Annotated in this window: 19 protein-coding genes; 7 read left to right on the forward strand and 12 right to left on the reverse strand. The window is 53.5% G+C overall.

Annotated features, from left to right (window positions below):
- The first annotated feature begins 7 nt into the window (after positions 1-7).
- Positions 8-1,381, forward strand: coding sequence for a siroheme synthase CysG (gene cysG / locus EAH77_RS17730; protein WP_140474144.1), 1,374 nt, complete (start codon positions 8-10; stop codon positions 1,379-1,381).
- A gap of 64 nt (positions 1,382-1,445) precedes the next feature.
- Here the strand turns inward: cysG and trpS are convergent, their stop codons facing one another.
- From trpS to pilM, 11 genes are all read right to left on the reverse strand, one after another.
- Positions 1,446-2,468: a tryptophan--tRNA ligase gene (gene trpS, locus EAH77_RS17735; protein ID WP_140474145.1), complete on the reverse strand. Its 1,023-nt coding sequence runs from the start codon at positions 2,466-2,468 to the stop codon at positions 1,446-1,448.
- A gap of 26 nt (positions 2,469-2,494) precedes the next feature.
- On the reverse strand, positions 2,495-3,169 hold the full coding sequence (locus tag EAH77_RS17740) for a phosphoglycolate phosphatase (RefSeq protein ID WP_140474146.1): 675 nt from the start codon (positions 3,167-3,169) through the stop codon (positions 2,495-2,497).
- Positions 3,162-3,851, reverse strand: a complete 690-nt coding sequence (rpe, locus tag EAH77_RS17745) for a ribulose-phosphate 3-epimerase (RefSeq protein ID WP_140474147.1) — start codon at positions 3,849-3,851, stop codon at positions 3,162-3,164. The genes EAH77_RS17740 and rpe overlap by 8 nt, the downstream gene beginning before the upstream one ends.
- Positions 3,852-3,903: 52 nt before the next feature.
- Complete coding sequence (gene dam / locus EAH77_RS17750) at positions 3,904-4,716, reverse strand: adenine-specific DNA-methyltransferase (RefSeq protein WP_140474148.1); 813 nt, start codon at positions 4,714-4,716, stop codon at positions 3,904-3,906.
- Between the two features lie 80 nt (positions 4,717-4,796).
- On the reverse strand, positions 4,797-5,849 hold the full coding sequence (locus tag EAH77_RS17755; protein ID WP_140474149.1) for an SPOR domain-containing protein: 1,053 nt from the start codon (positions 5,847-5,849) through the stop codon (positions 4,797-4,799).
- Positions 5,850-5,987: 138 nt separating this feature from the next.
- Positions 5,988-7,070, reverse strand: a complete 1,083-nt coding sequence (gene aroB / locus EAH77_RS17760; protein ID WP_140474150.1) for a 3-dehydroquinate synthase — start codon at positions 7,068-7,070, stop codon at positions 5,988-5,990.
- 57 nt (positions 7,071-7,127) lie between these two features.
- Positions 7,128-7,649: a shikimate kinase AroK gene (aroK, locus tag EAH77_RS17765; RefSeq protein WP_104923635.1), complete on the reverse strand. Its 522-nt coding sequence runs from the start codon at positions 7,647-7,649 to the stop codon at positions 7,128-7,130.
- 344 nt (positions 7,650-7,993) lie between these two features.
- Positions 7,994-9,277: a DNA uptake porin HofQ gene (gene hofQ, locus EAH77_RS17770; RefSeq protein ID WP_140474151.1), complete on the reverse strand. Its 1,284-nt coding sequence runs from the start codon at positions 9,275-9,277 to the stop codon at positions 7,994-7,996.
- Between the two features lie 43 nt (positions 9,278-9,320).
- Positions 9,321-10,175, reverse strand: a complete 855-nt coding sequence (locus EAH77_RS17775) for a hypothetical protein (protein ID WP_140474152.1) — start codon at positions 10,173-10,175, stop codon at positions 9,321-9,323.
- Positions 10,176-10,186: 11 nt separating this feature from the next.
- Positions 10,187-10,735, reverse strand: coding sequence for a PilN domain-containing protein (locus tag EAH77_RS17780; protein ID WP_161985821.1), 549 nt, complete (start codon positions 10,733-10,735; stop codon positions 10,187-10,189).
- Entirely contained in the window at positions 10,735-11,583 is an 849-nt protein-coding gene (gene pilM / locus EAH77_RS17785) for a pilus assembly protein PilM (RefSeq protein WP_140474154.1), read from the reverse strand. Before pilM ends, EAH77_RS17780 begins: the two co-directional genes overlap by 1 nt.
- Before the next feature lie 121 nt (positions 11,584-11,704).
- Here pilM and mrcA point away from each other — a divergent pair, with 121 nt between their 5' ends.
- A complete protein-coding gene (gene mrcA / locus EAH77_RS17790) occupies positions 11,705-14,263 on the forward strand; it encodes a peptidoglycan glycosyltransferase/peptidoglycan DD-transpeptidase MrcA (protein ID WP_140474155.1) in 2,559 nt (852 codons plus the stop codon).
- Between the two features lie 95 nt (positions 14,264-14,358).
- Here mrcA and nudE read toward each other — a convergent pair whose 3' ends face one another.
- A complete protein-coding gene (nudE, locus tag EAH77_RS17795; RefSeq protein ID WP_140474156.1) occupies positions 14,359-14,916 on the reverse strand; it encodes an ADP compounds hydrolase NudE in 558 nt (185 codons plus the stop codon).
- 362 nt (positions 14,917-15,278) lie between these two features.
- On the opposite strand from nudE, the gene EAH77_RS17800 reads away from it, so the two are divergent.
- The 5 genes from EAH77_RS17800 to pckA all read left to right on the forward strand — a co-directional run bounded on the left by EAH77_RS17800 (position 15,279) and on the right by pckA (position 21,433).
- Positions 15,279-17,423 carry an intracellular growth attenuator family protein gene (locus EAH77_RS17800; RefSeq protein WP_140474157.1) on the forward strand — a complete coding sequence of 715 codons (2,145 nt, stop codon included), beginning with the start codon at positions 15,279-15,281 and terminating at the stop codon, positions 17,421-17,423.
- A 112-nt stretch (positions 17,424-17,535) separates the two neighbouring features.
- Positions 17,536-18,225 carry a GMP/IMP nucleotidase gene (gene yrfG / locus EAH77_RS17805; protein WP_140474158.1) on the forward strand — a complete coding sequence of 230 codons (690 nt, stop codon included), beginning with the start codon at positions 17,536-17,538 and terminating at the stop codon, positions 18,223-18,225.
- A 25-nt stretch (positions 18,226-18,250) separates the two neighbouring features.
- A complete protein-coding gene (gene hslR / locus EAH77_RS17810; protein WP_140474159.1) occupies positions 18,251-18,655 on the forward strand; it encodes a ribosome-associated heat shock protein Hsp15 in 405 nt (134 codons plus the stop codon).
- Between the two features lie 30 nt (positions 18,656-18,685).
- Positions 18,686-19,570: an Hsp33 family molecular chaperone HslO gene (gene hslO / locus EAH77_RS17815; protein ID WP_140474160.1), complete on the forward strand. Its 885-nt coding sequence runs from the start codon at positions 18,686-18,688 to the stop codon at positions 19,568-19,570.
- A gap of 243 nt (positions 19,571-19,813) precedes the next feature.
- Positions 19,814-21,433, forward strand: a complete 1,620-nt coding sequence (gene pckA / locus EAH77_RS17820; protein ID WP_140474161.1) for a phosphoenolpyruvate carboxykinase (ATP) — start codon at positions 19,814-19,816, stop codon at positions 21,431-21,433.
- Positions 21,434-22,002: the final 569 nt, after the last annotated feature.

The raw sequence follows: 22,002 nt of genomic DNA on the forward strand, positions 1-22,002 counted from the left end.
CTGAGCAATGGACTACTTCCCGCTGTTTTGCCAGTTACATAATAAAGCCTGTCTGCTGGTTGGCGCTGGGGAGGTCGCTGAGCGCAAGGCACGGCTGCTGCTTGATGCCGGAGCAAAGCTGACAGTTAACGCTATCATCTTCACACCGCAGTTCGAGGTGTGGGCCGCCGAAGGTCAGGTCAGCTTGTTAAAAGGCCCGTTCTCTCCGCTGCTGGTGGATGAAAAATGGCTGGTGATAGCCGCAACAGATTCATCATTGGTGAATCAGGAAGTCAGCGAAGCTGCCGAGCGTCGCCGGGTGTTCTGCAACGTGGTTGACGCGCCGGAAAGCGCCAGTTTCATCATGCCGTCGATTATCGACCGTTCACCACTGATGATTGCTGTCTCCTCCGGGGGCAATGCGCCGGTGCTGGCGCGGCTGCTGCGCGAACGTCTTGAAGCCATTTTGCCGCAGCATCTGGGCAAACTGGCGCAGGTGGCGGGCCAATTGCGCACCAGGGTCAAAACGCATTTCAGCGACATGTCCGAACGCCGCCGCTGGTGGGAAAAGCTGTTCAATCATCACCGTCTGGCGCAGTCGCTGGCTAACAGTGACCAGCAACAAAGTGACGCCTATATCGAAGAGCTGTTCAGTGAGCCGGTTGAGCATCATGGTGAAGTGATTTTAGTCGGCGCCGGTCCGGGTGATGCCGGTTTGTTGACGCTCAAAGGTTTGCAGCAAATGCAGTTGGCCGACGTGGTGGTATACGACCGGCTGGTGTCTGATGAAGTACTGAATCTGGTACGGCGCGACGCCGAGCGGATTTTTGTCGGCAAACGCGCGGGCCACCACTGCGTGCCGCAGGAGCAGATCAACCAGATCCTGCTTGAGCAGGCCAAACTGGGTAAACGCGTCGTTCGCCTTAAAGGCGGTGATCCCTTTATCTTTGGTCGTGGCGGCGAAGAGTTGGAGGCGCTGAAAGCAGCAGGCATCGCGTTTTCTGTCGTGCCGGGTATCACGGCGGCGTCAGGTTGCTCGGCCTACAGCGGCATTCCGCTGACCCACCGTGACCACGCGCAGAGTGTGCGGCTGATCACCGGGCATGCCAAACAAGACGGTGACCTCGACTGGGCCTGTCTGGCTCAGGGGCAGCAAACGCTGGTGTTTTATATGGGGCTGACGCAGGCCGGAGAAATCCAGCACCGGTTGCTGGAAAATGGTCTGCCAGCAGCAACGCCAGTGGCGCTGATCGAAAACGGCACCAGCCAGCAGCAGCGCGTGGTCACCGGAACGCTGACCGAACTGGGCACTCTGGCAAAACAGGTACAAAGTCCGAGCCTGATTATCGTCGGCAGCGTGGTGAGCTTACGGGAGAAACTGAATTGGTTCGCCAGCCTTTAGAAAATACAAAAGCAAAAGGCCAGCAAATCAGCTGGCCTTTTCATTTCTTACGCTCTATTTACGATTACGGCAAAGTGGCAAAACCGATAGCTTCATAGACTTTTTTCAGTGTTACGCTGGCGCGGGCGCGGGCCTTATCAGCACCGTCACGCATAATTTGCTGCAGTAATGCTTCGTCGCTACGGAAATGGTTAAAACGCGCCTGCAACTCGGTCAACATCCCGCCTACTGCTTCGGCTACGGCCCCTTTCAGGTGGCCGTACATCTGGCCTTCAAACTCGGCTTCCAGCTCGGCGATAGTTTTACCATTCACGCCGGAAAGGATATCCAGCAGGTTCGAGACGCCGGGTTTATTCGCCACATCATAACGTACCACCGGCGGCTCTTCGGAGTCGGTCATGGCGCGTTTGATTTTCTTCGTCACCGATTTCGGATCTTCCAGCAGGCCGATCACGTTATTACGGTTATCGTCCGACTTGGACATCTTCTTCGTCGGTTCCTGCAACGACATCACGCGCGCGCCAGATTTAGGGATAAACGGTTCAGGCACGCTAAATACGTTGCCATACAACGCGTTGAAACGGTTGGCGATATCGCGGCTCAGCTCAAGATGTTGTTTCTGGTCTTCACCGACCGGCACCTGATTGGTCTGGTAAAGCAGGATATCTGCAGCCATCAGTACCGGGTAATCGAACAGACCCGCGGTGATACTGGAATTCTCGCTATTGGAGTTTTCGTAGCGGGCCGACTTATCTTTGAACTGGGTCATGCGGCCCAGTTCGCCGAAATAGGTGTAGCAGTTCAACGCCCAGCTCAACTGAGTATGTTCAGGAACATGGGACTGCACAAAAATAGTACTTTTTTGCGGGTCAATGCCGCAAGCCAGATACAACGCCAGCGTGTCGAGGGTGGCCTTGCGCAGTTGCACAGGATCCTGACGTACGGTGATAGCGTGCAGGTCAACGATGCAGTAAATGCATTCGTAGTCGTCCTGCAACTTCACCCACTGACGCAGCGCACCCATGTAGTTGCCAATGGTCAGTTCACCAGACGGTTGTGCACCACTAAATACGATGGGTTTACTCATTTTTATGCTTCCTGATCTTTTAAGGATTACAGCCCAAAAGTGGGCAAGAGGTCGGCGAAATGTTCAAGGACGCGATCGGGCTTGCTCAGCGCGATGCTTTCACCGTAGTTATAGCCATACGTCAAACCGACCGAGCGGCAACCGGCGGCCTGTGCCGCCTGAATATCATTGCGCGAATCACCAACAAAAACCAGTTCGCTGGCCCGCAGACCGAGCTTCGCCAGCATCAGGTACATCGGTGCCGGATGCGGTTTTTTCTGCACGACGTCATCACCGCCGATCACCACTGAAAAATACGCCTCAATACCGAGCGAGTTCAGCAACGGTGCGACAAACGGTGTCGGCTTGTTGGTGATAAGCCCCATCGGTATGCCCTGCGTTTTCAACGCGGCCAGCGTCTCTTTCACCTGCGGATATAAGCGGCTGCCGCCAGCGGCCATTTCAGCGTAGTGATGGTCAAATCTGTCGCGTACTTGCTGGCAAAACTCCGGCGACATATCACCTTCGGCCCAGCGTACGGCGCGTTCGACCATGACATCGGCCCCGTTACCAATCCAGGTGCTGATACGCTCGACACCTGCCGGAGGCAGGCCGAACTCTTTCAACGCCATATCGACGGCATCAGCCAGACCCGGCGCGCTGTCGACCAGCGTGCCGTCGAGATCAAAGGCAACGCCCAGCGGTTGCATTGACTCAGCCATGGGAAACCTTCGCCAGTTCGCTGCGCATATGGTCAATCACTGTGCGGTAATCAGGCTGGTTGAAGATAGCAGAACCGGCAACAAACATATCCGCGCCCGCCGCGGCGATCTCACCAATATTTTCAGCTTTCACGCCACCGTCAATTTCCAGACGAATATCGTAACCGCTGTCATCGATCAGTTTGCGCACCTGGCGCAGCTTATCAAGCGTGCCGGGGATAAACGACTGACCACCAAAGCCTGGATTCACCGACATCAGCAGGATCACGTCGAGTTTATCCATCACGTAATCCAGATAACTCAGCGACGTCGCCGGGTTAAACACCAGACCGGCTTTACAGCCGTGCTCTCTGATCAGTTGAATGGTGCGATCAAGATGTTCAGAGGCTTCAGGATGGAAAGAGATGTAGGTGGCACCGGCAGCGGCGAAATCCGGGATCAGGCGATCGACCGGTTTCACCATCAGGTGCACGTCAATCGGTGCGTTAATCCCGGCTTTTTGCAGGTAATTATGCAGTGACTGACACACCAGCGGCCCTATCGTCAGATTAGGCACGTAGTGGTTATCCATTACGTCAAAGTGTACGACGTCTCCGCCAGCTTCCAGTGCTTTGGCCGTGTCTTCACCCAGACGGGCAAAGTCAGCCGATAAAATGGACGGGGCAATCAAAAACTTTTTCATCCGCTTCTCCAGACAAGAGGGTTACGAGCTGGCCTGCGCTTGTTTACGCAAATCAGCGATAGAGCGCCAAAAGTTCGTTCACTTTACTGCGTTGCGATGCGTTGCTGCTGATGGTTCGACGCGCCGAAACGCGGTGCAACGTCGCTTGTGCATACCACTCCAGCGTCAGCGGCGTTTCATGGTTGGAGATCAGAACCGGCACGTTATTTTCTGACGAGAGCTGATAGGCCAGCCGGGCCAGGTTGCGTTGATCGTCCATGCTGAAGCTGTTGGTGTGATACGCCGTAAAATTCGCCGTCGCCGACAGTGGCGCATAGGGTGGGTCGCAATAGACCACCGAGCCAGACTCCGCTTTCAACAAAGTTTGCTGGTAATGCTCACACACAAACAGGGCATTTTGCGCTTTTTCAGCAAACCAGTAGAGTTCAGTCTCAGGGAAATAGGGCTTTTTATAGCGACCAAACGGCACGTTAAACGCACCGCTGAGATTATAACGACACAGGCCGTTGTAACAATGGCGGTTGAGATAGAGAAAAAGAACCGAGCGGCGATAGATATCACTGCTTTGGTTAAATTCCGCTCTCAGCTCATAGAAACGCTCTGACTGATTGAATTCCGGGGAAAAAAACACGCGGGCATCACGCACGAATTCGTCGGTACGTGTTTTTACAATGTCGTAAAGGTTTATCAGATCGTTGTTGATATCGGCCAGAATGTACGATTTATAATCAGTATTAAGAAATACCGACCCCGCACCAACAAAAGGCTCTATCAGACAATCTCCTGCTGGAAGATGACTTTTGATGTCATCAACCAGCGGATATTTGCCACCAGCCCATTTCAAAAAAGCGCGGTTTTTCTTCATGCCGTCAGTTAGCTACTTATACAATTCACAGCCGCGGATTGTATCCTGTTTTTAGACAGCAAATCGCGTTGAGATCAGATTCATTTTTTCAGGTCTTGCTGTACTTGATGTACAGGCTTAACCCACGGTTTTTTCGCCTGCACGTCAGCAGGCAAGCTGGAAATTGCACTTTTCGCTTCAGCCGATGAGGCATAGTTGCCGCTCACCAGTACATACCATGGCTTACCATCACGTGCTGTCTGATAAACCAGGTAGTTTTTTAAACCCTGCTGTTTAGCAAACGCATTCAGAGTATTCGACTGGGAAGCTCCGCTCAGTTGCAGCGTAAAATGGCTTCCCGGTGCAGATTTAATCGCGCCGCCGGTACCCGTTGCTGGGCTGGTGGTGGCTACCGGTTTAGTGGTTTCTTTCGTCGAATGCGACGCGGCTGTCGCTGGTTTCGTCTGTACCGGTTTTTTGGACTCCTGCACAGGCGCGGTGGTGTGCGTCTTAGCCGGTTTGGTTACTGCGGGTTTGGTATGTGCCGTTTGCTGCGGATTACGCGTAGCCGCTGGCACTTTACCTTTCGCGGCACCGTCAACCGTGGCCGGAGAGGTCGGTAAAGACGTCAATGACTGCGTTCCCGCGTTCACACCATCCTGTACGGCGGCATTAACCTGCCCTTGCTGCGAGGAGAGGGCATCAGACATGTCGCCCGGCAGATCCACACGCTCTTTGGCGTTACCGTTGTCAGGCTGTGGCTGAGCCTCGGTTGGCGTCGGGGATATTGGTGGCAAGCCAACGTTCTGCGGCTGCTGACCGTTATTCGCCTGCGCACTGTTACTCGCCTGCGCGGTATTTCCCTGCGCCTGGGCAGAAGGCTGCGCCGGAGCGGCAGCATCATTGCCGGAGCCAGACAGATTGATGTCTTTAGGGCCGTTGTTTTGTTGGGTAGCTTCGTGCTGAGTTGGAGCTTTAAGAGCGGAGCCGATACCGACGATCAGTAACAGCAGCACCAGAATGCCGACACCAATCATCAGATGTTGACGGGAGACCGCAAGTCTTGGTGCAGAAGACGCCGGTTTACGCGAGCGCGGTGGACGGCGATCGCTGGTATCTGGCTTAAGATCGTCTTCCGGTGTTAAATCATCCATCTAAAACCTCCAACCCGGCTAAAAGCCTGCAAAAGCGGCTTTATGCGGAGCAACTATCCTGACTGATAAATATAACGCTTTGCTGGCAAAGGGTTAATCGGTAAGACAAGGCCTGTGAGATAACCCACACACTGTGCGTTACCGGCAATCCTCAATCGACGCCAGCACCATTTCATGTGACACACCGGAGCGAACTTCAGACTGACCAATCGCTTTCGGTAATACCAGACGCAGCTCACCGGCCAGAACCTTTTTGTCACGCATCATATGCGGCAAATAAGCCCCGGCAGGCATTTCCTGAGGACCGGTTACCGGTAATCCGGCGCGCAGAAGTAGAGTTTTAACCCGGGCAATATCGGCCAGGCTAAATTGGCCTAAACGATGCGCGGTATAACAGGCCATCACCATGCCCGCAGCCACGGCTTCGCCATGCAGCCAGTTGCCATAACCCATTTCAGCTTCGATGGCGTGCCCGTAAGTATGACCAAGGTTGAGCAAAGCACGCATACCGCTTTCGCGTTCATCGGCAGCCACCACCTCAGCCTTCAGCTCGCAGCAACGACGTATGCAATATGCCAGCGCATTCATATCCAGCGCCAGCAGGGCATCCATGTTGTCTTCGAGCCATACAAAGAAGTCGGCATCCAAAATAATGCCGTATTTTATAACCTCTGCCATACCGGAAGACATCTCACGGGCGGGCAGAGTACGCAGGCAGTCGAGATCGACCACAACCGAAGCGGGTTGATAGAACGCGCCGATCATGTTTTTGCCAAGCGGATGGTTGACGGCAGTTTTGCCACCAACGGAGGAATCGACCTGAGATAACAGCGTGGTAGGCACCTGAATAAAGCGTACCCCACGCTGATAACTGGCAGCAGCGAAGCCGGTCAAATCGCCAACCACGCCGCCACCTAAGGCAATCAGCGTGGTGTCACGACCATGAGGTTTTTCCAGTAACGCTGAAAAAACCTCATTAAGAACAGTCAGGGATTTGTATTGTTCACCATCAGGCAGTATCACCTGATCAACACGAACGCCTGCCTGCTCCAGGACTGAGCGAACGGAGTCCAGATAGAGAGGTGCCAGAGTCTGGTTTGTTACCAGCATGACCTGATCACCCGCCTTTACAGGCATAAAAGAAGCCGGATCGTGGAACAATCCGGCAGCAATCGTAATGGGATAGCTACGCTCCCCTAACGTTACGGTAATCCTCTCCATTTCGTGCTCAGTGACCTTCTAAACTTACACTCTCAGGCAATAACAGAATGCCAAAAATCAGTTACTTTCCAACATGTTAATAATTTGGTTGGCAACTACTTTGGCGCTTTGATCGTCAGTACGGATAGTCACATCCGCAATTTCTTCATACAGCGGATTACGCTCTTTCGCCAGTGCTTCAAGCACTTCGCGTGGGGGCGCACTCACCTGTAATAATGGACGTTTTTTGTCGCGTTGTGTACGCGCCAATTGTTTTTCGATGGTAGTTTCAAGATAGACGACAACGCCACGCGCTGACAAACGGTTACGGGTTTCACGTGATTTAACAGAACCCCCGCCGGTCGCCAGAACGATGCCTTGCTTTTCTGTGAGTTCGTTGATCACTTTTTCTTCGCGGTCGCGGAATCCGTCTTCGCCTTCTAAATCAAATACCCAGCCTACATCAGCTCCGGTGCGTCGCTCAATTTCGTGATCAGAGTCAAAAAACTCCATATTGAGTTGCTGAGCTAACTGTCGACCAATAGTGCTTTTGCCGGCACCCATAGGCCCAACCAGAAAGATATTGCGTTTCTCTGCCATGTTTTTTGGTATTACTAAGACAATTCGTTGATGATAACCCGCCCCGCCAATCAAATTAGCGGCGGGACCTAAACTGAAACCTCATGAGCGGTAGTGCGAGATCAGACAAAAATTATCTCAACACTCTTGGTAGTTTGGCAACCGAATAAATTGCATCGCGCGCCGCAGGAGGGAAACCGTACGTTTTTATCGGCGTTTCAGCAGTCATTAAAAATCACGGTGCTCAATTCGGTAACCCTTGTAAGCTAAATCGGCCGCAGCGTCAAACTCAGAAGCCTTTCGTGACACAAAAAGTTGCATAAGCTCAACGCTATTATGCCATTTTAGTCACGCCAACTCCCCGATTAATGGCCGCTAATTAAGGTTGGAGTGATAAAAATCACCAATTCGCGACGCTTCATGCTTTTTGACTGCTGTTTGAATAAAGATCCCACCACGGGAATGTCACCGAAGACTGGAACTTTGTTTTCCGTGTTCTGATTATGGCGCTGAAAAATGCCGCCGAGCACAATAGTTTCTCCATCTTTGACGGTGACCTGCGTTTTAATTTCCTGTTTATCGATAGCCAGCGCTTCGCCTTCGGCCTGTTTGATAGTGCGTCCCGGCATGTTCTGGCTGATTTGCAGCGCCAGTGTGATGCTGCCGTTGCGCTGAATTTTAGGCGTCACCTCCATCCCCAGCACCGCTTCTTTGAATTCAATTGACGTACTGCCGCTGGCACCGCTCGACACCTGATAGGGAATTTCCGTCCCCTGTTTGATGCTGGCAGTCTGCATGTGCGCGGTGAGCAGGCGCGGACTGGCGATAATATCCACCTGATCTTCCTGCTCCAGCGCCGTCAGTTCCAGATCCAAAATCCGACCGCTGATATGCGCCAAATTAAACCCCGCTGTCACTATCGGATTTTCCACCGGCAACCCCATGCTAAAATTATTCATCCTGACCGACTTCGTGATCGGGTTATCGCCATTAAACCCCCAGCGCACACCAAGTTCACGCAGGCTTTCGCTGTTCATGGTGACGATATGTGCAGCGAGCTGTACCTGCTGTAAAGGCAGATCCATCTCTTTCAGCCAGGGCGTGACAATTTCCAGCGCTTGCCGGGTATCACGGATTAAGAGCGTATTGGTTCGCACATCCGCTGAGGCATGTCCTTTTTCAGACAATAGCGAGCCTTTCTGGGCATTCAGGCTGGCGGCAGTTTCGGTAGCGTCGGCGTACTGTAACGCCACAGTCAAACTGTCCAGTGGGCGCTGTTGCAACTCGCGTTCGCTCTCCTCTTTCTGTTTTTGCCGTTGGGCTGCGGGGTCGGCCTGGGGGAAGATCATCAGCACATTGCCCTGTTGCTGGCGGGTCACCTTGCCCATCTGCAGAATGATATCCATCGCCTGCTGCCATGGAACATTCTGCAGCCTGACGCTGAGCTTGCCTTCCACACCCGGCGCGGTGACCAGATTCATCTGCTGATGATCGGCCAAAGCCTGCAAAATCACCGTCAGCGGCGTCTCCTGAAACTCCAGGGTGATCGGTTTGGCGGCGATATCTGGCGCTGCCGACATGCCTGCGCTGCTGACTAACAGGCAAGTAAACATCACCAGAATCCGCCCTGTTTTCTTAAAATACTTCATTTTTTTTCCTTTCCCTGGAGGGTGCCTAACGACAAGTGTTCCGCTAGCGATGCAACGCCAACGTGTGCTGCCTGGCAGCACAAGGCGGCTGCTGTAAGTCGAAACTAATTTGTGCTGACTCAACGGCCACTGCCTGCCAGCCTGATAATTCATCACGCCACCCCACTGCCACTTTTTGCCAGCCGCGACCGGGCCAGAGTACCCAGCCCTGATGATGTTCAGTGTCTCCTACCACCCCACCAAGAATCACCTCGCTAAAAGCATCGTGGGTATCTGAACACGCCGAATTCGACATTGAAGAGAAGGGATCCCGCCCCACTGCATCAGCCGCCAAAAGGGGTAAGAATGCCGCAGAAGTGATGTTTTCTGCGGCTAAAGAGAAGGTGATGTTAAGAAATGACTTTTCTGCGTGGAGCTGTAGTTGGCTAAAAAAAGGCGCGGCAGGGTCGTCCAGTAAGCCGCCCATTAGCGACAGCAGCCCTTTGAAATCTGACTGCAATGTCAGTCGTCCTCTCTCATCTTTTACACCACCCGCACCAACCGGGACGTGTTGTTCAGGCTGCCACTGCACCAGCGTGCTGGCTGACTGGCGCAACGGCCCGGAGATTTTCTCCATCAGCGTCACGTTTACGGTTTGCCCAGATGCAAAAGTGGCCTGTTGCCGTAACAACGCCGCGAGGGAAGGTTGCGTCAGTAGGCGACGCTGCTGACCAGAAACGCTTTCCCGCAGGATGGCAGCCCGTTGTTGTTCCTGTTGCAGCTGCTGTAAGGGGGTTTTGAGCATGAGAAAATAGAGCAGACCCAGCAGGGTCAGCACGCCCGATATCTGCATTCCCCACTGCTGCCAGACGGGTCTTTCCATCATTTGCGTGAAAGCCCGCGAAAACGCAGTTTTCATCGAGATCTCCTTTATAAAATGTTGCGCGATCCGCTAAGCCGTACCTGTACGCCAAAACCCAGGCTTTGGGCTGGCAGACGTTGAATGTCGAGCAGCCGCACCTCCGTAAACAACGCGTCATCTTTCAGTGCCTCCGCGAAGATCATGATGGCCTGATATACGCCACTCTCTCCGCGCAGTTGCAGATCACCGTCCGGCTCTTCAGTGATTTCCGTCAGCCATACTCTGTCTGGGATATTCCCGGCGATAGACCTCAGCAGAGCCAGATAACCGAGGCTTTTCATCCGGCGCTGCTCCCTTTGGCTGGCTGCGCGTTGCAACCCTTGCAGTTGCAGCGTGGCGTCGTGAACTTTCTCAAGCTGTCGGGTAAGTCGCGTCTGGCTATCAGCCAGCGTTTGTACGTCACTCTCCATTGCCCGCACCGAGCGCTGGGTGATCACCATCCAGACGGACATGAGTGCCACCGCCAGCATGAAGAGCAACGTCGTCTGCCGCAGCCAAAAGCGTTGTTGTCGCCGCTGTTGAAGGCCGCGCCATGGCAACAGGTTGACCTGTAGCATCAGCGATCCTCCGGGCGCAGGGCTAAACCGGTGGCGAGAGCAAAAGCGCCGGGGTTGGCAGGAAGAGGCGGTGAAAGTTGCTCTATCGCGGTGAAAGGCGACCATGGGAGAACACCTGCCGGCAATGCCTCAGTATTGACGCTACTGAACAGACAGTGTTCGTCACACAGTTTTACCGCCCGGTATTGTTCACGGGCATAAAGTGCAAGTTGTGCAATATCACCGATCTCCTCTTGGTCGAATACGCCAAATTGAAAAGGTAAGCCATGGGGAGCAGCCCACAACCATCCGTCATCCAGCCGGTGCAGTAAGAGTTTTTCAGCACTAACACCTGCGGCACTGGCGGCAAGTTGCAGCGCGCAGGGGGCGAGTTCAAATACGTCGGCAAACAGTCGTGACTGTGCCAGGCAGTGTTGCCATTGCTGAATTTCGTGCTGCCTCGCTGCAGTGACAATAATATTTTTGTCACCGCAGGGATCGGTCCGGTAATCCATCACCAGTTGCTCAACGCTCAGCGGGAAATGGCGGGCTGCGCTGGCTAAAATAAAAGCGCTGCGTGCGGCGGCACTGAGCCGGGCATCGGGTGGTGAAAGGAGATGCTGCATAACACGCTGGGCGGGAAGGCAAACCCGTAACGAGATCTTGGTAGGCAAGGTATTGCGCCATGCAGATAAAATAGCGGAAAGCGACGCGCTCTCATGTAAAATCCCCCCGCGCAGCGTGAGGGCCGGTAACGGATGGTGCCACCAGTGCCGTAATTGCCAACCGTGGCGACGCCGTTGAACCGCGATCGCCCGGGCAAAACCGGCTTGAATATCCAGGCCTACCTGCCATGCTTGTAGTCGCATTTTCGCCCAATCTCCATATCGTCAAGTTAATAAAAGTACGTATCCATGTCGTAGGCTTGCCTTTATACTACCGCGCGGTTGTTTATAAACTGCCCAATTGACACTAAATGGGAAATCTCAGGTGAAGTTCGTAAAGTATTTTTTGATTCTTGCACTGTGTTGCATTTTGCTGGGAGCAGCCTCGATATTTGGCTTGTACAAATATATCGAGCCGCAGTTACCCGATGTCGCCACGCTCAAAGACGTGCGTTTGCAAACACCGATGCAGGTTTACAGTGCTGAAGGCGATTTAATCGCCCAATACGGCGAGAAACGCCGTATTCCGTTAAAACTCGGCCAGATCCCACCGGAGATGGTGCATGCATTCATCGCAACCGAAGACAGCCGTTTTTATGAACATCACGGCGTTGACCCGATCGGTATTTTCCGTGCGGCTTCCGTGGCACTGGTTTCTGGCCATGCTTCGCAGGGCGCCAGTACCATCACTCAGCAGCTGGCACGTAACTTCTTCCTGAGCCCGGAACGCACGCTGACGCGTAAGATCAAAGAAGCGTTTCTGGCTATCCGTATCGAACAGATGATGACTAAGGATGAGATCCTTGAGTTGTATCTGAACAAGATCTACCTCGGTTACCGCGCTTATGGCGTGGGCGCAGCGGCGCAGGTCTATTTTGGTAAGGATGTCAGCCAACTGACACTCAGTGAGATGGCCGTGATCGCGGGCTTGCCAAAGGCACCGTCCACGTTCAACCCGCTCTATTCCCACGACCGCTCGCTGGCGCGTCGCAACACCGTACTGTCCCGTATGCTTGATGAGAAATACATCACGCAGGAGCAGTACGACGCTGCACGTGCAGAACCGCTGATCGCCAATTACCATGCGCCACACATCGAGTTCTCAGCACCCTATCTGACGGAAATGGTGCGTCAGGAGATGGTGAAACGTTATGGCGACAACGCCTATAACGACGGCTATATGGTCTACACCACTATCACCAAGAAAACCCAGCTGGCAGCACAAGAAGCCTTGCGCACCAACGTTCTGAATTACGACATGCGCCACGGCTACCGCGGCCCGTCTAATCAGATGTGGAAAGTGGGTGAGACACCTTGGGATGAGAACAAAATTGTTCAGTCACTGAAAACTCTGCCCGTTTACGGACCGCTGTTCCCGGTGGTTGTGACACAGGTGGACGCTGAGCAGGCAACGGCAACCATGGCCAACCGCGCGGTGATTTCATTGCCGTTCAGCGGTATGCGCTGGGCGCGCCCTTATCGCTCTGATAACAGCCAGGGCCCGTCACCGAAGAGAGCATCTGACGTGGTGCAGTCCGGTCAGCAAGTCTGGGCACGTAAAGTAGGTGACGTCTGGTGGCTGGCACAGGTTCCCGACGTCAACTCAGCGATTGTCTCCCTGAACCAGAACACTGGCGCAGTTGAAGCGCTGGTCGGTGGTTTTGACTTTAACCAAAGTAAGTTTAACCGTGCAACACAGGCGCTGCGCCAGCTCGGTTCGAACATTAAACCGTTCTTGTATACCGCCGCGATGGACAAAGGCCTGACGCTGGCGACTATCCTCAACGACATGCCCATTACCCGTTGGGATGCCGGTGCGGGTCAGGACTGGCGGCCGAAAAACTCCCCACCAACCTATGTCGGCCCAATCCGCCTGCGTCAGGGGCTGGGTGAGTCGAAGAACGTCGTGATGGTGCGTGCGATGCGTGCGATGGGTGTCGATTACGCGGCGGAATATCTGCTGCGCTTCGGCTTCCCGGCCGCCAACATCGTTCACTCCGAATCGCTGGCATTAGGATCCGCATCCTTCACGCCGTTACAGGTCGTCCGGGGCTATGCCACTCTGACTAACGGGGGTTATCTGGTTGATCCTTACTTCATCACGAAAATCGTGGATGAGTCGGGTCAGGTTCAGTTTGAAGCTAAACCTAAAATTGCCTGCCGCACTTGCAACATCCCGGTGATTTATGGTGATTCGCAGAAATCAGCAGTGCTGTCTGATGACAACGTTGAGAACGTCGCGGTTTCCAGCGAAGGCAATAACAACAACAGCGTCCCTATGCCACAGCTTGAGCAGGTTCCTGCCGGCCAGACGCAGCAAGATGGAGAGCAACAGTACGCGCCACATGTGATCAGCACCCCGCTGTCGTTCCTTATCAGTGATGCATTGAATTCCAACATCTTCGGCGAACCTGGCTGGATGGGAACCGGCTGGCGTGCTGGCAAGGATCTGAAGCGTCATGATATCGGCGGTAAAACCGGTACAACCAACAACTCGAAAGATGCGTGGTTCTCTGGCTATGGTCCGAATGTGGTGACCTCAGTGTGGATTGGTTTTGACGATCATCGCCGTGATCTGGGCCGCTCAACGGCTTCAGGCGCCATTCCTGACCAGATTTCTGGCGCGGAAGGCGGCGCGAAGAGTGCTCAGCCAGCCTGGGATGACTACATGAAAGCCGTTCTGGAGGGCGTACCTGAAGAGAAACAAGTTCCACCACCGGGTATTGTGACGGTCACCATAGACAAACAGACTGGCAAGCTTTCTGATGGCGGTGGCGCAAGTCGCCCTGAGTATTTCATTGATGGCACGCAACCGACTGAACATGCCGTTCACGAAGTGGGTACCACCCTGATGGACAACGGCCAGGCGCACGAACTGTTCTGATGCGCTAAAACCAGAAGACAAAAAAGCCGGTCATGCACATTTCGCAGACCGGCTTTTTTATTGAGAAATTTTCAGGACGTTAAGAAGAGCAAAAACTAGAGCGGGTTATTCAGCAGAAATTCACGGGCAAGGAACAGTGCGCTGATGTTGCGGGCCTCGTTGAAGTCAGGCTCGTTGAGCAGCTCCATCATGCGGGCGATGGGCCAGCGGGTTTGTGGCAACGGTTCCGGCTCATCCCCTTCCAGGCTTTGCGAGTACAGCCCTTTGGCAATGACAATATTCATGCGACTGGAGAAATACGAAGGGGCCATAGTCAGTTGAGAGAGGAAATCGAAGTGCTGCGCGCCATAGCCTACCTCTTCCATCAACTCCCGGTTCGCAGCCTCAAGCACACTTTCTCCGGGATCAATCAACCCCTTGGGGAAACCCAGCTCATAGCTGTCGATACCCACGGCATATTCGTGAATCAACAGCAGGTCTTCGCCGATAACCGGAACAATCAGCACGGCTTCACGGTTCGATGGGCGCATGCGTTCATAGACGCGCTGCACGCCGTTGCTGAAAGTAAGATCGACGGATTCAATGGTGAACAATCGCGAACTCGCGACCGTTGTCACTTTGTGAATCTCAGGTTTTTGCAGGTGCTTATCCATGTGTTCCCCAATTTATTGTTCACCTGATACCGGTGACGCAATGGGTTTCAATTCGTTGTCACTTAATGGCATTGTGCGTTAATGCGAACCTTCATCGCAATATTTGTGCGACATAAATTCGGTATCGTCACCGTCAGCCAGGAAATTTCCGCATGGGAGTTCGGGATCCGCTTCTCAAATCCGAGAAATAACCCTTAACAAAAAGCTTCACGTATAAAAATAGGATTATACCGATACCCTCTACGTTGAGATTATTGGTATGATCGAAAATGGCTGTTTTTATGAAGCAATTAAACGAATAACTCATTCATAAACATGTCTTTCCAACGCGTCGATATCAGTCATCTTAGTCAGGGGATCGGATGAGCACAGTAGTCGTTACACTTTTTTTATTGTGTCTCACCGTCATTGCCGCAGGGGTATTCCTCTGGTTTATCGTCCGGCGCCGTAGTACGGCGACTTCCAATGTGCATTTTTCCAAGCCCAATCAACGCAAGCTGACGCAGCAGGAGCGCGACGCTGTCGAGCAATATCTGCGCCAAAATGAAAAGCTAAGCCAGACCCCGATCACCCATCGCAGTAATTTAATGCTCCAACGCGACAAGCTCACGCTGACGGCCAAAAGCGAAAGTGTCTACACCGTGACCCGCGCCATCACCCGCTATGGGGTTGCCAGCGAAGAACCCAATAAATGGCGTTATTTTCTGGAAACGACTGAAATCCATCTGCCCCCGTTTTGGGAGCAGTACATCGCCCATGAAAACCACGTTGAGCTGATCAAAACCCAAACGGTGCCGCTGGTGATTTCGCTCAACGGGCACTCTCTGGTCGACCATATTTACGAACGTTCTGCCCCCGGCCCCTCAGTCATACCCACACCACCACAAAATGCTTCGATCCGCCATGAAGAAAGTGAACATATTCAGCTGGTGAAGGTTCGCTACGAAACCCGCGAAGAGCATGCCCTTACCCGCTCCAACGGCGTGCGTGAAGCGCTGGCGATTTCCGCAGTGATGCTGTTGCTGTTTATCACCCTGGTAGGGCCGGCGGTGATTTTACCGTGGATGCTGGCGATAGCCGCCCTTCTGCTCGGATGGGTCGGCTGGCGTTTTCTGGCTGAGCGTCTGGGGAAAAACCGTAAAGAGATCCACTGCTTGCGCGGTCAGCCTAAACGCTGGGGCCTGTTTGGTGAATCAAAGCAGGGCGATATCAGCAATATTTCGTTAGGCGCGGTAGATCTGATTTATCCACCGCACTGGCACGCCTATATTGGGCGGGACCTGGGCCAGCCAACGGACGTCGAACTCTACATGAACAGCCAGGTCGTTCGTCAGGGGGCCTATCTCTCACTGCATGACGAAGTCAAAAACTTCCCGTTACAGCTGTGGGGAAAAAATCTGGTACTGGCGGCCAGTGCGTTAGTGTTGTTGGTGATGCTGCTGATTTACGTCCCGCTCGGTCTGCCACTGAAACTCAGCCTTGCCTGGCTACAGGGCGCGCAGAGCACACAGGTCAGCAGTGTGCAGGCGTTGGAGAAAACCCCGCTGCGCGTCGGTGATACGCTGAAAGTACAGGGTACCGGCATGTGTTACGTTCCACCGGCAAATGCCAGAACAGCGCCTACCGGGTTTATGCCGTTTGATTGCTCGGGGATTTACTGGAATGAAGCCGCGCCGCTGCCGATGCCGGAATCAGAATCTATTGATGCCGCGACGGCGCTGCTGACCACGGTCAACACCCAGTTGCACCCGGGTGACACCCTGGAACAAAATATCAACCCTCAGTTGGCAACGGCCATTGAGAAATCAGGCATGATTTTGCTGGATGACTTTTCTGACATCGTGCTGAAAACTCAAACACTTTGCAGCACCAGCGATGACTGTGTACGGCTGAAAAATGCGCTGGTCAATCTGGGCAACGCGGATAACTGGGCGACGTTAGTTAAACGCGCAAAATCTGGCACATTGAAGGGCATGAACGTGCTATTGCGGCCGGTGAGTGCACAATCACTCAGCGAACTGGTTAACACCGCGACCTCCTCCTTTTTCGCCCATGAAACACGCCGTGCAGCGGAAACGTTAAACAGTCCGCCGCCGGGCGGCTTCTTGATCAGTAATGACGAAGGTAAGCAGTTGGTAGAACAGCCTGTTCCGCCTGTGTCGTTATATGCCTACAACCCACTCGGCCAGTGGAAGCAGTTACAGAATTTATCCTCAATGTTGTTGCACACGCCATTCAGTGCGCAGGGCGTTATTACCAACATCAGTACTGATGCTAACGGGACGCGCCATATTTCACTGCACAGCGAGCCAGATATCTCCACTCTGTGGCGTTACCTTGGCACCAGTCTGCTGCTGCTGCTGCTGATTGTCTTCCTGCTGCTCAACAGCATTCTGCTGGTGAAGCGCCGCTTGAAAGATAAGTACCGCATGAACAATATTCAGAATTACTACAACAACTGCTTCAATCCGACACTGGTCACTACAACGGTTCGCAGTCTGGACTGACGACTTTCTGTGTCAGCGGCCCCTGTGCTACCCTGAAACCCTTTCCTGTGATTAAACATTCGCTCCCTGCGGTGGCTGACAAATGCCACCTGGCGGGCGATATGGAGCCTGCATGTCCCCGGATTTCGACTGGAACACTATTGATACCGTACTGCTTGATATGGATGGCACTCTGCTGGATCTGGCCTTCGACAGCCAGTTCTGGTTGCAGGACGTACCGCTGGCGCTGAGCCAGCAGCGCGCTATTGCCTTCGAGGAAGCGCGTCAATATATCCATGCCGAATATCTCGCCGTTCAGCACACCATGAACTGGTATTGCTTCGATTACTGGAGCCAAAAGCTGGATCTGGATATCTACCAGATGACCACCGATATCGGCAGTAACGCCAGATTGCGTGACGATACCCTGCCGTTTTTACAGCAGTTACGCGACAGTGGCCGCACAGCCATTTTGCTGACCAATGCCCACCCGCACAGCCTGGCGGTGAAATGTCAGCACACGGGTTTAGACCAGCACCTTGATTTATTACTTTCCACCCACACATTTGGTTATCCGAAGGAAGATCAGCGATTGTGGGCGGCAGTACAACAGCAAACAAGTTTTAACCCACAGCGCACCCTCTTTGTGGATGATGGTGAACCTATCCTCAATGCGGCAAAAACCTTTGGTATCCGCTATTGTCTGGGTATAGAAAACCCCGACTCCACTCTGGCGGATAAGTCCTTTGATGCGCACCCGTCGATCAGCGATTACCGCAGCCTGCTGCCTTTGATTCAACCGGTTGCAGGCAGGGTCGCGTAAACCTCGCTCACCCCTGGAGAGACGAATGAAGGGTAAAACGGACGAAGATGACAACGCAATCCGCCTCGACAAATGGTTGTGGGCGGCGCGTTTTTACAAAACCCGTGCGCTGGCACGGGAGATGGTTGATGGCGGTAAAGTGCATTACAACGGTCAGCGCAGTAAGCCCAGCAAGCTGATGGAAATGAACGCCGAAATTACCCTGCGTCAGGGAAATGACGAGAAAACGGTCTTGGTGTTGGGTTTAACCCTCCAGCGCCGCACTGCGGAAGAAGCGCAAAAGCTCTATCAGGAAACCGAGGCAAGCGTCGTCAAAAGGGAAAAAGTCGCCCTGGCACGCAAAATGAATACCATGCCTCATCCGGATCGTCGTCCTGATAAAAAGGAACGCCGCGACCTGATCAAATTTAAAAATGGCGACGCGGAATAACCGGCGTTAACCATTAAACAGAGAGAAATTATGTCTAATCACGACCAACTGCACCGCTATCTGTTCACTCACCACGCCGTGCGCGGTGAACTCGTATCACTTAGCGAGACGTTTCAACAGATCGTTGCAGGTCACGACTACCCTGCCGAAGTCCGTACTTTGCTTGGCGAGATGCTGGTAGCCACCAGCCTGCTGACGGCAACGCTCAAGTTTGACGGCGATATCACCGTTCAGTTACAAGGCGATGGCCCGCTGAAACTGGCGGTGATCAACGGCAATAACCGTCAGGAGATGCGCGGTGTCGCGCGTCTGCAGGGTGACATTACCGCAGACAGTACGCTGCGCCAGATGATCGGTAACGGCTATATGGTGATCACCATTTCCCCAACCGAAGGCGAACGTTATCAGGGCGTGGTCGGTCTGGAGGGCGAGACGCTGGCCGAGTGTCTGGAAAACTACTTTATGCAGTCGGAGCAGTTGCCAACGCGCATTTTCATTCGCACCGGGCAGTCTGAAGGCAAACCGGCTGCGGGCGGCTTGCTGTTGCAGGTCCTTCCGGCGCAGGAAACCGATCCCGAAGAGTTCAGTCACTTGTCTCAGTTGACTCACACCATCAAAGCGGACGAATTGTTCAGCCTGCCAGCCAATGAAGTGCTGTACCGTTTGTATCATCAGGAGGAAGTCACCCTGTATGAACCACAGGATGTCTGTTTCCGCTGCACCTGTTCACGTGACCGCTGCGCTGACGCGCTGATGACTCTGCCGGGTGAAGAAGTGCTCGAGATGCTGGAAGAAGACGGAAAAATCGAAATGCATTGCGACTACTGTGGCAGCGATTACATCTTTGATGCCATGGACATGGCGACGCTGAAAGCCAGCGGCAGTCTGCCGGACGCCGATGGCGCAGTCCATTAAGCACCATTAACTCCCCATAAAACGGAGCAATGTCTGACATTGCTCCACCTTCATTGCAGTCTTGTTCTTCTGTTACACCATTCACGTGCACTCTCTCGCAGAATTACCAAAAATCCCGTCACTGATACCATTCTTTGATAGCTATCGCGGATAAAACGCCATAAAACCCTACAATTACAGTCAATTTAATCATAGCGGCTGACTGGCCGTTCAGGTTTAACCATTCGATTGAGGAGCAGGGATATGCCAACACGTCATCTCAGTAAAGAAATATTGGCCACCTACGGCATCAACGACACCAGCGACATCATCTACAACCCGGATTACGACTTACTTTTCAAAGAAGAGACCGCGCCGGGGCTTGAAGGTTTTGAGCGCGGTCAGGTTACTGAGCTGGGTGCGGTCAATGTAGATACCGGGATTTTCACCGGCCGCTCACCGAAAGATAAATATATCGTGCGCGATGATACGACCCGCGACACCGTCTGGTGGGCCGATCAGGGCAAAGGGAAAAACGACAACCAGCCGCTGAGCCAGGAAGTTTGGAGTGCGCTGAAATCCCTGGTGACGGAGCAACTCTCCGGTAAACGCCTGTTCATTATCGACGCCTTCTGTGGTGCCAACCCTGATTCGCGCCTGAAAGTCCGGTTCATCACGGAGGTTGCCTGGCAGGCGCACTTCGTCAAAAACATGTTTATCCGCCCGACCGATGATGAGCTGGAAAGTTTCGAACCCGATTTTATCGTAATGAATGGTGCGAAATGCACCAACCCACACTGGAAGCAGCAAGGGCTGAACTCCGAAAACTTTGTGGCCTTCAATCTGACAGAGCGCATTCAGCTCATTGGCGGCACCTGGTATGGCGGCGAAATGAAGAAAGGGATGTTCTCGGTGATGAACTACCTATTGCCGCTCAAAGGCATTGCCTCGATGCACTGCTCGGCGAACGTCGGCGAAAAAGGCGATGTGGCGATTTTCTTCGGGCTGTCTGGCACCGGTAAAACCACGCTATCTACCGACCCAAAACGCAAGTTGATTGGCGATGACGAACACGGCTGGGATGATGACGGCGTATTCAACTTCGAAGGCGGCTGCTACGCCAAGACCATCAAGCTGAGTAAAGAGGCCGAACCGGACATTTACGGGGCTATCACCCGTGACGCGCTGCTGGAAAACGTCGTAGTCAGCGAAGACGGTAAAATCGACTTCGATGACAATTCCAAGACGGAAAACACCCGCGTCTCCTACCCGATTTACCACATTCACAATATCGTTAAACCGGTATCGAAAGCTGGCCATGCCACCAAAGTGATCTTCCTGACCGCCGATGCCTTTGGCGTTCTGCCGCCGGTATCACGCCTGACCGCCGACCAGACGCAATACCATTTTCTGGCGGGCTTCACCGCCAAGCTGGCAGGTACCGAACGTGGTGTCACAGAACCGACGCCAACCTTCTCTGCCTGCTTCGGCGCAGCATTCCTTACGCTGCACCCGACCCAGTATGCCGAAGTGCTGGTGAAGCGTATGCAGGCCGCTGGCGCGCAGGCTTATCTGGTGAACACCGGCTGGAACGGCACGGGCAAACGGATTTCGATTCAAAACACCCGAGCCATCATCGATGCCATCCTTAACGGAAAAATCGACGATGCCGAAACCTTCACGCTGCCGGTATTCAACCTCGCAGTTCCTACCGGGTTACCAGGCGTCGATACCCATATTCTTGATCCGCGTAACACCTACGCCAGCCGCGAACAGTGGCAGGAGAAGGCGCATGACCTTGCGCAGCGGTTTGTGACTAACTTTGATAAATATACCGATACGGAAGCGGGGGCCAAGTTAGTAGCGGCGGGACCGAAGCTTTAAAAGCTTCATCAAGTTTTTAGGTCAAGGTCAAAACCGTGGGCGTCGGCCCACACCGACCAAGGGAGCCGCGCGCGGCTCCCTTGGAGCCCTGCGCTAATCACTTCGCAGCTTCGCTAGTTGGGTGGCCGTGTTTCAGTTATTTCCGTTATATCCGCAAAATGTCGCCGCTTAGGCGGAGCCCTCACTTCAGGTTCGGCGTCATTTTTGAACGCGGCCTCGACATTTTAAAGGTCAACACCATGCAGGCTTTGAATTTGAATTTGAATTTGAATTTGAATTTGAAGAAGCTTCGGCCGCATTCAAAACGACGTCGAATAAGAGGTGGAAAACCGCGAGTCTTTTCTCGCGGGTTGTAACCCGCAATGAGAGAACCGCGGAGCGGCGGAGTTTGCGGCTATCGCTGTGGCACCTGAAACACGGCCATTGTGACCAGCGCAGCTGCTGTTTTTAAAAAGCTCGGAGTCCAGAGGGCCGAGCGACTGCGGCCCTCTGGTCGGTGTGGGCCGACGCCCACGATCTTGAATTTGAATTTGAATTTGAATTTAAAGATTTAAGCGGGGTAAAAGGGG

The sequence above is a fragment of the Ewingella americana genome, assembly GCF_006438725.1.
Classification (GTDB): domain Bacteria; phylum Pseudomonadota; class Gammaproteobacteria; order Enterobacterales; family Enterobacteriaceae; genus Ewingella; species Ewingella americana_A.